The sequence below is a fragment of the Bacillus thuringiensis genome (assembly GCF_022095615.2).
In the GTDB taxonomy this organism is placed as follows: Bacteria; Bacillota; Bacilli; order Bacillales; family Bacillaceae_G; genus Bacillus_A; species Bacillus_A cereus_AG.
This window is the reverse complement of record NZ_CP155559.1, coordinates 4,031,442-4,044,561: the sequence shown is the minus strand read 5'-3', so window position 1 is coordinate 4,044,561 and position 13,120 is coordinate 4,031,442. Positions and strand designations below refer to the sequence as shown.

Here is a 13,120-nt window from a genome sequence, read left to right as displayed (position 1 = left end):
GGGGATTTTCCCCTCCTTATTTTAGTAGTTGCTGAAATAAAGTATTTACTTGTTGGGCAGTAGCAGGGGAGGTTACTTTTGCTATTTGTTTTAAGAGCTCTAGCCGTTCGTCATTATCGTAAATGTTAATATTCTTACCTTTCATAAGTAAAACAATTTGATCCGCTTGTGCAGTCGTAATAGAAACTTCATACTCTTTACTATATTTCAATAACTCTTTTGTAGAAATATGATTTAATTTTTTATTTACAAGTTGTTTAATGAGGTTCATCGAGTTATCCTCCTTCACATGTTCTTCTATCGAAATATATGAGTACGTAGCTTGTACATATTCGTATAGAGCTTCTTTTTCATGAGAAAAAGAAGCGTATGTTATAATATAAGGACAAAACCATAGAAAAAGAGTATAGGGAGGACTTATGGAGCAGAAGCAACATCGAAAAGAAAGTGTTATCCATCTTATTTATCGTTTAGTTATGATTATTTTTGGAGCAGCATGCGCAGCGGTAGCGATTGAACTATTTTTAATGCCAAATAAAATTATTGATGGTGGAATTATTGGTATTTCTCTTATGTTAGATTATCTTACTCCTAATATTTGGTGGTTAAGTTTCTCTACTTTAGTCGTTATTCTCAATATCCCATTTATGTATTCGGGTTATAAGCAAATCGGAAAAACGTTCATGCTATCTTCAGCGTTCGGTATTGTAGCTTTAGCGTTTATTGAATCAACGTTACATGCTGTGCCGCCATTTACAACAGAGCCGATTTTAGCGACAGTGTTTGGTGGTCTTATTTTAGGTCTTGGTGTAGGGCTCGTTATTCGCCATGGTGGATCAATGGATGGAACAGAAATTATGGGTATTTTATTAACGAAGAAATTACCTTTCTCTGTTGGCGAATTTGTAATGTTTGTGAACTTATTTATTTTTGCATGGGCAGCATTTGTATTTGGTGTTGAGCAAGCTATGTATTCTGTTATGACGTACTATATCGCATTCAAAACAATTGATACAGTCATTCAAGGCTTAGATGAAACGAAAGCAGTTTTAATTGTATCAGATCAATATGAGGAAGTATCAAATGCGATTTTGCATCGTCTTGGTCGTGGAACTACAAAGCTTGTAGCGAAAGGCGGTTACACGGATAAAGAAAAAGAAGTTATTTATGCAGTTGTAACGCGTCTGGAAGTGACAAAGTTAAAATCAATTGTGTATGAAATTGATGCGAATGCGTTTGTTACGATTATGAATACACAAGAGACAAATGGTGGCAAGTTTAAATCGGCTATCCACTAGAAAATTTATCCAGTAAAAGCCCTCGCTAATCGTTAGGGGATAGCCTCATCTGATTAAGGTTTCATTTTATAGGAATATTTTTCGAAAGCAGAGGATTTTTCTCTGCTTTTTGTTATAATAATAAGGTTTCTTGAAAAAATTGATATATTTTAGGCAGATTGGTTTACAACTATAATAAGCTGTACTATAATTCAAATAGATATAAATCGGAATCATTCTGAATTAAAATAGGTGAGATGCTATGAATAATATATTAGAAATAGAAGGATTGTCATTTCGATATGAAGATCGAAATGTGTTAGAAGATATTAATTTGCAAGTTCCGAAGGGAGCTTTTTTAGGTTTAGTTGGGCCAAATGGCTCTGGAAAATCAACTTTGCTAAAATGTTTATTAGGCGTTTTAAAGCCAAAACAGGGAAGTATTCGTTTGTTTGGTGTTGATAGTAAGAAGTTTAAAGAATGGAACAAAGTTGGTTATGTGTCGCAAAAGGCAAATAGCTTTAATTCTGGTTTTCCGGCCACTGTTTTTGAAGTTGTATCAATGGGACTCGTTTCGAAAAAAGGGCTGTTTCGCTTTTTTACGAAAAACGATAAGGAAAAAGTAGAAAAAGCGATTGCTGATGTAGGGATGAGTGCGTTTCAAGGGCGCAATATCGGAGAACTTTCTGGTGGACAACAACAGCGTGTATTTATTGCTCGTGCGCTCGTTAGTGATCCTGAATTACTTATTTTGGACGAGCCCACTGTTGGAATCGATGTGAAGAATGTTGAAAGTTTTTATGAGATATTAGAGGATTTAAACAAAAGGTTAGGAATCACATTAATTCTCGTTACTCATGATATGGGAGCTGTTACAGAGAAGGTAACACATGTTGCATGCTTAAACCAACATCTACATTTCCATGGAAATGTAGAGAAGTTCCGAGAGTTAGAAGATGCAGAAATGTCCGTCTTATATGGACATCATGTTCATCGTTTAGAACACGAGCATCACGGGAGGATATAATGATACAAGATTTTTTACAATATGACTTTTTACGTAACTCTTTATATGCAGGAATTTTAATAGGACTTGTTGCACCGCTTATCGGTGTATTTGTTGTCATTCGCCGTATGTCGCTTATTGCGGATGCATTAAGTCATGTGACATTATCGGGTATTGCTGCAAGTTTACTACTAGAAAAAACAATTTTCACAGGAGGATTTTTAAATCCGTTATATATGGGAATGATTTTTTCTATTGGTGGGGCGTTACTAATTGAAAAATTACGTACTGTATATAAACATTATCAAGAATTAGCAATTCCGATTATTCTTTCAGCAGGAATGGGGATTGGGGTTATCTTTATATCACTTGCAAATGGATTTAACACTGATTTATTTAGTTATTTATTTGGGAGTGTAAGTGCTGTAACAAGTACAGATTTAATAATCATCGGCATTGTAGCAATTGTTGTTATTGTAACGATTACTTTATTATACAAAGAGTTATTTTTACTATCGTTTGATGAGGAATATGCTGTATCAACCGGTTTGAGTGCAAAGTGGATTCATTTTATTTTCATTATATTGGTTGCTCTTGTCATTGCAGTATCAATGCGTGTAGTAGGGGTTCTTCTCGTATCATCATTAATGACGTTACCAGTTGCAGCAAGTATTCGTATTGCGAATGGATTTAAACAAACAATTTTCTTTTCCATTTTATTTGGTGAAATTGCAGTAATTGGTGGAATGTTTGCTTCATATCAACTTGATCTAGCGCCAGGTGGTACAATTGTTATGATAGCAGTTCTTATTTTAATTGGTGCGATTTTATGGAAAAAGAAAAAAACTGCATAAAGTAGGGATAGATATGAATCTAACAGAAGCTTTACGCCTAATGAAAGATAAAGGATACAAACATACTGGGAAAAGGGAAGAAATGCTCAGGTTATTTGCAGCTCACAATCGTTATTTAACGGCGAAAGACGTTTTAGAGCATATGAAGGATGATTATCCAGGTCTTAGCTTTGATACGATTTATCGTAACTTAACGGTGTTTGCTGAAATCGGTGTTTTGGAGCAAACGGAATTAAATGGTGAAAAACATTTTCGTTTTACATGTTCTATTATGGAACATCATCATCATTTTATTTGTTTAGATTGTGGGGGGACGAAAGAGATTACTTCCTGCCCGATGGATTTTATGAATAAAGATTTTAACGGTTATGAAGTAACTGGTCATAAGTTTGAAATATACGGCCGTTGTCCAAAATGTGCAAAATAAGAACTCGTCGGTTACACAACTGACGAGCTTTTTTTACGTAAAAAAGAAGGTTGCCACAATATTTGTGGGCAACCTTCTTTTTATTGTTCTTGTGTTTCTTTTTCTTTTTCTTTTTCTTTTTCTCGTTCAGCAGCCATTTCAGCAGCAATTACGTCGATTTCTTTTTTCAGTTCTTCTACCATGATTTCTTCTGGTACTTTACGAACAACTTGCCCTTTACGGAATAATAATCCTTCTCCACGTGCACCGGCGATACCGATATCAGCTTCACGAGCTTCACCAGGACCGTTTACAGCGCAGCCAAGTACTGCAACTTTAATTGGTACTTTTAGTGTAGAGATGTATTCTTCTACCTCGTTAGCGATGCTAATTAAATCGATTTCAATACGACCGCAAGTTGGACAAGAAATAAGTGTTGCTGCATTAGATGCAAGGCCGAATGACTTTAATAGCTCACGCGCAACTTTTACTTCTTCAACTGGGTCAGCACTTAATGAAATACGTAGTGTATTTCCGATGCCTTTATTTAAGATTGCTCCAAGACCAGCGGCACTTTTTACAGTTCCGGCAAATAATGTTCCAGATTCTGTAATACCTAAATGTAATGGGTAATCAAAAGCACGAGCAGCTTTTTCATATGCTTCAATTGCTAAGTTAACATCAGAGGCTTTCATAGATACGATAATATCGTGGAAATCTAAGTCCTCTAAAATTTTAATGTGATGTAGGGCACTCTCGACCATACCATCTGCAGTTGGGTATCCGTACTTTTCTAAAATGTGACGCTCTAATGAACCTGCGTTTACACCGATACGGATTGGAATACCGCGTTCTTTCGCTGCATTTACAACAGCTTCTACTTTATGGCGACGACCAATGTTACCTGGATTGATACGTACTTTATCAATGCCACCTTCAATTGCTTTTAAAGCAAGGCGATAATCAAAATGAATATCAGCAACAAGTGGAATGTTGATTTGTTTTTTAATATCAGCAATAGCATTTGCTGCGCGTTCGTCTGGAACAGCAACACGAACGACTTGACAGCCAGCTTCTTCTAAACGTTTAATTTCAGCAACTGTTGCTTCAACATCATGTGTTTTTGTTGTTGTCATACTTTGTATAATTAATTCATTATTACCGCCAATTGTTAAATTACCGACTTTAACTGGACGTGTTTTTGTACGATGAGTCATTTCATTCACGAATAGATCGCTCTCCTTATAAAAGAAGTTTCTTATTTAGTCCCACATATCAATGATAGTATACGTGATACAGGGCTATAGAAACCGAAGTGCTCGGTTTCACTTTTACTATTGTATCAGCGCCTTTATGTAATTGACAAGGATTAAGTGATTGCTTATTGATATAACGGGAATTTATAAGACTTTCCAATTTGTATTTTTGTAGCAGATGTACTTTTGTTTAGTTGTTTAAAGTCATCAATTACCTTCTCAATGGAAGGGATTTTTTTCTTGTTAATTTGTTCGGTAATAGAAAGAACTGTCTCACCTGTTTTGACTTCAATTGTTTTATAAGTGACATCTGTTTCTTTTTCTGCTTTGTTCTCTTTATTTTGTTTTGTATCTGTGCTTTCTTGTTTTATTGTTTGGGCAGCGGTTGTTTTTTTATATGAACTTAACATCGGTAAAGTGCCGATTTTTATATCGTAATAAAATATATAACCAAGAACAAGCACGAATAAGAATATACCTAATCTCTTCATATTCTTCACTCCTTTGCTAGGAATATATGCTTGTCCAAAAAAAAAATGCCTATTTAGGCATTTTTTTCGTTCTTATTTTTCTTTCGGTTTTGGAACTTCTTTAATCGTTAAGTAAAGAACAATTAAAACAACTGCGATATAAATGAATGTTGAACCAGGTACAACAATTTTGAATAGATCCATAATCATAAAGAAGATTGTTGGAATTGTGTAGCTGTATGCAGTTAATGTCCATACTTGCTTATAAGATAATTTACGTTGACCGCTCATAGCAGAACCTATAAATGCAAGTAAAGTAATTCCTAAGAAAGTAATAAACAATTGGAATAGGTATACTAACACGCCGATAACAGCTAGTAAAATTGGATAAATACTATCGAATACAGAAATGAAATCTTGCAAATCTTTCTTCTCAAGAGATGTCCCTAATAAATCATTATAGGAGTATGTTTGTGTTTGACCATTTCCTATAGAAACTACTTTATCTTTTAAAATAAATAAACCAGTTTTGTTTTGATATGTTTCTATATCTGTTGTATTTGGATCAAATACGAAAAGAGCATCTCCCTCTTCCTTTAGAATAGGTTGTTCAATATCTGCTTTTAGTTCACCGTTTTCGATTTTAAAATCAGGTAAATCTTTTTCAATTGCTTGATTTACCATGGTAACACTATCTTGAATAAAGCTACCGTAAAAGAATGTTCTTGGAATAGTAGTGATTAGACAAAGTAGCATAATATACAAAATGGTTTTTCCGATTTTTTGAAAACGGAATAGCGCCATATCTTTAGGCGAATATACGCTTTTTGCTAATTGGGTAAATATGGACATAGATTCACTTCCTTTATGTATGTATAAAATCATTGTAACGTAGGAATCTAGAGAATCTCAAGATATATTATATTTACATATAGTGGAGATAACTAAATTTCTTTTTATTAATTTTCTTCTTTTATATGAGAAAAATACAATTGACACTTTTCTTTTCCATATGGTAAATTTATCTTACATTTCTTAAAGGATATATCTGATAGGAATTCCTTTATTTGATATGTTGTTACATACATAATTGTGGACCCTTAGCTCAGCTGGTTAGAGCAGACGGCTCATAACCGTCCGGTCGTAGGTTCGAGTCCTACAGGGTCCATATCCATTTCACATGTTTATTATGTCAGCGGGAAGCTTCCTTGTAGAAGGGAGCTTTTTTTACGGAATATATGAGCATTTTAATTGAAAAGAAGTGGGATTTTTGCTACGTTAATGATAGCAAGACAATGTGATTTATTTGTTTGCACCCTATGGCAATTAGGGTAGAATGAAGTTGTATGTCACTTAAGTGGCAATACATAAACTGGGAGGAATATAACAATGGCAAAACACGAATTACCAAACTTACCTTATGCGTATGATGCTTTAGAGCCTCACTTTGACAAAGAAACGATGAACATCCATCATACAAAACACCATAACACGTACATTACAAACTTAAACGCTGCTTTAGAAGGTCATGCAGAATTAGCTGACAAAAGCGTAGAAGAATTAGTTGCAAACTTAAACGAAGTACCAGAAGCAATCCGTACAGCAGTACGTAACAATGGTGGCGGACATGCTAACCATACATTCTTCTGGACAATCCTATCTCCAAATGGCGGCGGACAACCAGTAGGTGAACTTGCAACTGCAATTGAAGCGAAATTTGGTAGCTTCGATGCATTCAAAGAAGAATTCGCAAAAGCTGGCGCAACTCGTTTCGGTTCTGGTTGGGCTTGGTTAGTAGTAAATAATGGTGAGTTAGAAGTAACAAGCACGCCAAACCAAGATTCTCCTTTAACTGAAGGTAAAACTCCAGTTGTTGGTTTAGATGTTTGGGAACATGCTTACTACTTAAATTACCAAAACCGTCGTCCGGACTACATCGGTGCATTCTGGAACGTTGTAGATTGGAACGCTGCTGAAAAACGTTACCAAGAAGCAAAATAATTATAGAAAAAAAGCTAGGAGAATTCTCCTAGCTTTTTTCTATGCTTTCCTTTTACATAATTGGGCTTGTCTTTGGAAGACTAGAACATGAAGTAAAGGAGAGTTGTGTATGAAGTGGAAACATATAATTGGTGACGTTGAAGTGAATCGGGATTTAGTGTTATTGCTCCTTATTGGAGGTTTATACACGCTCGCAATTTCTTTATCGAATACGTTTGTTAACATTTATTTATGGAAACAAACACAAAATTATGTGAATCTTGGCTTGTATAATTTGGCCAGCGTTGTATTACAGCCTCTCACATTTCTTATAGGTGGGAAATTAGCGAAGCGTATTGATCGCTCAATCTTGTTACGAATAGGTGTAGGCACGTTAGCTATTTTTTTTATCGTTGTTTTAGTAGCGGGAAAAAGCGCTTCTCACTATATTTTATTAATGGGGGCTCTTTTAGGAGTCGGATATGGTTTTTACTGGCTCGCATTTAACTTATTAACATTTGAGATTACAGAACCAGAAACAAGAGATTTCTTTAACGGATTTCTTGGACTTCTTACATCCTTCTCTGGCATGATTGGACCGATAGCAGCTGGGTACACAATTTCACGTATGGAAAAATGGAGTGGCTATACGGTCATATTCTTTCTTTCGTTACTGTTATTTGCAATTGCTGTCATTTTAAGTTTTTTTGTATCTAAGAGAGAATGTGAAGGACGGTATGAAATTGTACAAGTATTGAAAGAACGGCAGATTGATAAAAATTGGGGGAGAATTACACGTGCTCATTTTTTCCAAGGGTTGAGAGAGGGAACGTTTATTTTTGTGATTTCAGTGTACGTGTATTTAGCAACTGATAGCGAGCTCGCATTAGGGAAGTATAGCTTAGTAAATTCGGCTGTATCATTTGTGTGTTACTATTTAGTTACTCGTATGTTAAAGAAAGAATGGCGAAAAAAAGCAATTTTGCTTGGAGGCATTATTTTATATGCTGTCGTATTTTTAGTTATATTCAATGTTACATACGCAAAATTACTTATTTATGCAGCGTGTATTGCGATTGCATACCCAATTTTGCTCGTTCCGTACGGGTCCATGACTTATGATGTTATTGGCAGAGCGAAAAATGCGAGAGAGTGGCGTGTAGAGTATGTAGTTGTCCGGGAGTTATGGTTAAATGCAGGAAGAATTTGCTCGATTTTAAGTTTTTTATGTGCTGTACTATTCTTTCCGCCTGAAAAAAGTATACCTTACTTATTATGTATTTTAGGTGCAGGACATTTTCTTATTTATTTTGCAGTTAAAAATGTCAAATATGATGAGGGAAATGCGAGTAAAACAAGTGTTGTAACGCAAGCAACTGCGCAGAATCAAACAGAACCAGAAGGTTAACTTCTCGGTTGTTTTATGCTAGAATAGAAAAAGATGTAAGACAGCAGTGAGGACACCTGTATGAAGGTGTCCCTTTCACATTACATAGCTGTTGGTAGAGGGGGTTTGTATGAGCAAGAAGCAGAAACAACAAAAGAAAAAGACTCACGTTCCTTTTCGGTTAAACGTGCTGTTTTTCTGCGTGTTTTTAATGTTCTCCGCGGTTATTGTAAGGCTTGGATATGTACAAATTGTTCGCGGTGAAGAATATAAGAATGAAGTGGAGAGGCAAGAGAACTCGACGATAAGTAATCCTGTACCACGTGGGAAAATATTTGACCGTTTTGGGCGACCTGTAGTAGATAATGCAGCTGTACGTACGATTACATTTACAAAAATGAAAGGATCAACTGCGGAGGCTCGCTTAGAAACAGCGAAAAAGCTGGCAGATTTGATTGAAGTACCGACTGATAAATTAACAGATCGCGATAAAAAAGATTATTGGCTTGCTATGCATAAAGAGGAAGCTAAAGAAAAGATTACGAATAAAGATCGTCAAGAGTTAAAAGATAAAAAAATTGACGATAAAGAATTAGATGAACGTCAACGAAGTCGTGTGACAGAAGAAGAAGTGAATCAATTATCCGCAAAAGATTTAGAAATACTAGCGGTTAAGAGTAAAATGGACGGCGGATATGCAATGACACCTCAAGTCATTAAGAAAGATGCCACAGAACAAGAATATGCGATTATTAGTGAAAACCTAGCAGCATTACCGGGTGTAGATACGAATGTTGATTGGGATCGAAAGTATATTTATGATGATTTATTCCGAAGTGTACTTGGCGGAGTGTCGACATCAGATGAAGGTTTACCGAGAGAGAGATTAGATTACTACCTTGTTCGTGATTATAATCGAAATGACCGCGTAGGAAAAAGTTATCTTGAGCAGCAATATGAAGATAGTTTGCACGGTAATAAAGCAGAAGTGAAAAATATTACAGATAAAAACGGTAATATTTTAGAAACGATTAATGTATCAAAAGGGCAAAGTGGTAATAATCTGAATTTAACAATTGATATGGAATTACAAAAGCGTGTAGAAGAAATTATCACTAAAAATTTATTGAGATATAAAGGGGGACAACCTCTTTTAGATCGTGCATTCGTTGTAATGATGAATCCAAAAAATGGTGAAGTTTTATCTATGGCAGGGAAACAGTTAGTGGAAGAGAATGGCGAAACGAAAGTGCAAGATTTCGCATTAGGAACGATGACAAGCTCTTATCCGATGGGATCAACTGTAAAAGGTGCGACAGTACTTACAGGATATCAAACAGGTGCAATTCAACCGGGTTCAGTTCAGCTTGATGAACCAATCAGATTAAAGGGAACGCCACAAAAATCTTCGTGGAAGACGATGGGATATATTAATGATTTAACAGCATTAAAAATGTCTTCTAACGTATATATGTTTAAAACGGCGATGAATCTCGCAGGTGTTCAATATGTGAGAGGTGGTACGTTAGATATACCACAAAAAGCATTTGATACGATGCGTTATTATTTCGGACAGTTTGGACTTGGCGTAAAAACAGGTATTGATTTACCGAATGAATCTGCGGGTCAAACAGGTAGAGGAAATCAGCCAGGTTTCCTATTAGATTTATCAATTGGACAGTATGACACGTATACACCACTTCAATTAGCACAGTATGTTTCCACAATTGCAAATGGTGGTTATCGCATGCAGCCACAAGTTGTAAAGGAAATTAGTCAACCGGCAGTGAAACCAGAAGAAACTGGAAAAGTTGTTCATTCAATGGAACCGAAAGTACTAAACCGTATTGATATGCCTGAATCACAAATTAAACGTGTTCAGGAAGGATTTAGACAAGTGTTTAACGATTCTGGTGGTACAGCTACGAAATACTTTGCAGGCGCACAATATAAAGCTGCTGGTAAAACAGGTACAGCTCAAACTGTGTATGGCGGAGATAAAGAGATTGGTAGAAAGGCAAACGGTGAGCGTAAAGAAACATATAACTTAACGTTAGTAGGTTATGCGCCACTTGAAGACCCTGAAGTAGCATTTTCTGTTGTTGTACCTTGGGTAGATGATAAATCAGGTATTAACGGATATATTAGCCGTGACATTATGGACGCGTACTTTGATTTGAAAAAAGTAGAAAATGGCGAAGCTTCAAAAGAGGAAATAGATAATAAAAAGAAAAATAAAGAGCAAGATGATGAATAAAAAAGTTGTAAAAAAAGCACACTATCTGAAAAGATAGTGTGCTTTTTTTTATGGTTTATGCATACGTTTTAATAAAGTGGACAAGCATATCATATCGGAAAATTAAGAGGCCTCACAAATGATACTCATGCATCCCTCTGAAGGATAGCGGTTTTATGGACCAATCATCAGTGAAAATGAACAATGGCTACGGATTAAAGTTTTACCTAATGTTGATTCTTGTGGAACTTTACAAAACTTTTACAAACAATTAAAACCGAATTAATAGTTTAGCAGTATTCTTATATCTGTAATCCTGTTATTTCCGGTTACTTCTAGGAGGAAGAACACGTGAAATGGATAAGTGCATCGATTAAAGTTTTCATACTGTCGACATGTTTTCTTTATGTTGGCACGTCTACTGCATTTGCTGTGAATGAAATGGGAGAAGTGAGAGTTGATGGATCCTCAACAGTTTTCCCTATTATAGAAGCAGTAGCGGAGGAATATACAAAGGTGCATCCAAACGTGAAGATTTCCATCAGTGTTTCTGGAACAGGAGGAGGATTTAATCGTTTCAGTAAAGGAGAAGTAGATATAAATAATGCTTCGAGAGCAATGAAACAAGTAGAAGAAAATGAAATGAAGAAAAACTCCATTCAGTTTACACCGTTTGAAGTCGCTTACGATGGTCTTACGATCGTTGTGAATCGCCAAAATACTTGGGTAGACAATATGACGGTAGACGAGTTACGTCTATTATGGAGTGAAGATGAAAGCGAAAAGCGATGGTCACAAATTCATTCATCATGGCCACGTGAACAGGTGAAGTTTTATGCGCCAGGTGTAGACTCTGGTACGTATGATTATTTTCAAAATGTCATCTTACAAAATAGTCGCATTGTAAAAAAAGTCTCTTTGTCTGAAGATGATCAAGTTATTATGCAAGGGGTAATGAATGATAAAAATGCCATTGCTTTTGTAGGATATGCTTATTATATGGCCAATCGAGATAAGGTGAGAGCAATAAAAGTGAATGGTGTACTTCCGACGAAAGATACCATTCAATCAGGTAAGTATAAGCCATTATCTAGGCCGCTATTTGCTTATGTGAATGATGCATCTATCCGAAAAAAAATGAATGTAGCAAATTATATTGAGTTTATGATTCAACATGTTGGTGATCTCGCTGAAGAGGTTGGGTATGTAAAATTACCAAAAGAAAAATACAATGAACAGCTGCGGAGGTTAACAGAAATAAAAAGGTAATGTCAGGGTGGAGAGGGGTTTTCATCTTTGGCTCATAATGACAAAAGTCAAATTACATTTTCTGTACAACATTTGATTGAAAGAAATACAAAACAAAGAAAAAAAACGCAGCGAATCAATCGAATCGTTCCATTATTACTAAAAATAATTGCTAGCGTGTCTATTGTAACGACACTTGGAATTATTTTCACATTGGCAAATGAAACATTGATGTTTTTTCAAACAATACCATTACACTCCTTTTTGACGGGAAAAGAATGGTTACCTTTTTTTGAAGATCCTAAATTCGGTATATTACCACTTATATGTGGAACATTCCTTGTAACAGCAATTGCCATGTTCGTAGCAATTCCTATCGGTTTAGCCTGTGCTGTATTTTTAAGCGAATATGCTTCAAACGGTGCAAGGAAAGTATTAAAACCGATGTTAGAACTATTAGCAGGTATTCCGACAATTGTATATGGTTTTTTTGCATTAACAGTTGTCACACCGCTTTTACAACGGATTATACCAGATTTACAGTTTTTTAATGCGATCAGCCCAGGTATTGTTATTGGCTTTATGATGACACCTACAATTGCGTCTCTATCTGAAGACGCGATGAGAGCTGTAGCGAAAGGAACGAAAGAAGCTTCGTTAGCACTTGGAGCAACTCGGTTTGAGATGGTAAAACAAGTCGTGTTTCCTTCGGCTTTTACAGGGATTATGGCAGCGATCATATTAGCTGCTTCCAGGGCAATTGGTGAAACGATGATCGTTGTAATTGCAGCGGGATCCACACCGAATGTATCGCTTGACCCGACACAATCTATCCAAACGCTAACAGCCTATATTGTGCAAGTGAGTTTAGGTGATGCTCCGCATGGAACAATTACGTATTACAGCATGTATGCTGTAGGCGCAACGTTGTTCTTGTTTACTCTTATAATGAACATTATTTCACAGTCTATTATGCGCCGCTTTAGGAGGGTGACATAAT

The 13,120-nt window shown here is 35.9% G+C and carries 13 protein-coding genes and 1 tRNA gene; 10 read left to right on the top strand and 4 right to left on the bottom strand.

The genetic code is table 11. The features are described from left to right. Positions 1–16: 16 nt before the first annotated feature. On the bottom strand, positions 17–271 hold the full coding sequence (locus KZZ19_RS20945; RefSeq protein ID WP_001048965.1) for a DUF2624 domain-containing protein: 255 nt from the start codon (positions 269–271) through the stop codon (positions 17–19). Positions 272–419: 148 nt separating this feature from the next. Between KZZ19_RS20945 and KZZ19_RS20940 the strand changes: the two genes are divergently transcribed. From KZZ19_RS20940 to KZZ19_RS20925, 4 genes are all read left to right on the top strand, one after another. Next, on the top strand, positions 420–1,298 hold the full coding sequence (locus KZZ19_RS20940) for a YitT family protein (protein ID WP_088097773.1): 879 nt from the start codon (positions 420–422) through the stop codon (positions 1,296–1,298). Positions 1,299–1,539: 241 nt separating this feature from the next. Further along, the gene (locus tag KZZ19_RS20935) at positions 1,540–2,304 is read left to right on the top strand and encodes a metal ABC transporter ATP-binding protein (RefSeq protein ID WP_088097772.1); all 765 of its coding nucleotides are present in this window, start codon (positions 1,540–1,542) and stop codon (positions 2,302–2,304) included. After that, positions 2,304–3,137 carry a metal ABC transporter permease gene (locus KZZ19_RS20930; protein WP_000613823.1) on the top strand — a complete coding sequence of 278 codons (834 nt, stop codon included), beginning with the start codon at positions 2,304–2,306 and terminating at the stop codon, positions 3,135–3,137. The genes KZZ19_RS20935 and KZZ19_RS20930 overlap by 1 nt, the downstream gene beginning before the upstream one ends. A 13-nt stretch (positions 3,138–3,150) precedes the next feature. Beyond that, the gene (locus KZZ19_RS20925; RefSeq protein ID WP_001054512.1) at positions 3,151–3,564 is read left to right on the top strand and encodes a Fur family transcriptional regulator; all 414 of its coding nucleotides are present in this window, start codon (positions 3,151–3,153) and stop codon (positions 3,562–3,564) included. Positions 3,565–3,644: 80 nt separating this feature from the next. On the opposite strand, the gene ispG is transcribed toward KZZ19_RS20925, so the two are convergent. From ispG to KZZ19_RS20910, 3 genes are all read right to left on the bottom strand, one after another. Next, positions 3,645–4,760, bottom strand: a complete 1,116-nt coding sequence (ispG, locus tag KZZ19_RS20920; protein WP_131934101.1) for a flavodoxin-dependent (E)-4-hydroxy-3-methylbut-2-enyl-diphosphate synthase — start codon at positions 4,758–4,760, stop codon at positions 3,645–3,647. 164 nt (positions 4,761–4,924) lie between these two features. Continuing rightward, a complete protein-coding gene (gene yqfZ / locus KZZ19_RS20915; RefSeq protein ID WP_088097769.1) occupies positions 4,925–5,290 on the bottom strand; it encodes a protein YqfZ in 366 nt (121 codons plus the stop codon). A gap of 72 nt (positions 5,291–5,362) precedes the next feature. Continuing rightward, positions 5,363–6,121, bottom strand: coding sequence for a DUF1189 domain-containing protein (locus tag KZZ19_RS20910; protein ID WP_000021902.1), 759 nt, complete (start codon positions 6,119–6,121; stop codon positions 5,363–5,365). A gap of 242 nt (positions 6,122–6,363) precedes the next feature. Here KZZ19_RS20910 and KZZ19_RS20905 point away from each other — a divergent pair. From KZZ19_RS20905 to pstC, 6 genes are all read left to right on the top strand, one after another. Next, a tRNA-Ile gene (locus KZZ19_RS20905) sits at positions 6,364–6,437 on the top strand. 221 nt (positions 6,438–6,658) lie between these two features. After that, positions 6,659–7,270: a superoxide dismutase [Mn] gene (gene sodA / locus KZZ19_RS20900; RefSeq protein WP_001052034.1), complete on the top strand. Its 612-nt coding sequence runs from the start codon at positions 6,659–6,661 to the stop codon at positions 7,268–7,270. Positions 7,271–7,379: 109 nt separating this feature from the next. Then, positions 7,380–8,657 (top strand): MFS transporter, encoded by a 1,278-nt coding sequence (locus tag KZZ19_RS20895; protein ID WP_237979508.1) that lies wholly within the window; start codon positions 7,380–7,382, stop codon positions 8,655–8,657. Between the two features lie 109 nt (positions 8,658–8,766). Beyond that, complete coding sequence (locus tag KZZ19_RS20890) at positions 8,767–10,893, top strand: peptidoglycan D,D-transpeptidase FtsI family protein (protein ID WP_237979507.1); 2,127 nt, start codon at positions 8,767–8,769, stop codon at positions 10,891–10,893. Between the two features lie 330 nt (positions 10,894–11,223). After that, a complete protein-coding gene (gene phoX / locus KZZ19_RS20885; RefSeq protein ID WP_237979506.1) occupies positions 11,224–12,141 on the top strand; it encodes a phosphate ABC transporter substrate-binding protein PhoX in 918 nt (305 codons plus the stop codon). Positions 12,142–12,168: 27 nt separating this feature from the next. Beyond that, complete coding sequence (gene pstC / locus KZZ19_RS20880; protein WP_237979505.1) at positions 12,169–13,119, top strand: phosphate ABC transporter permease subunit PstC; 951 nt, start codon at positions 12,169–12,171, stop codon at positions 13,117–13,119. Position 13,120 lies beyond the last annotated feature (1 nt).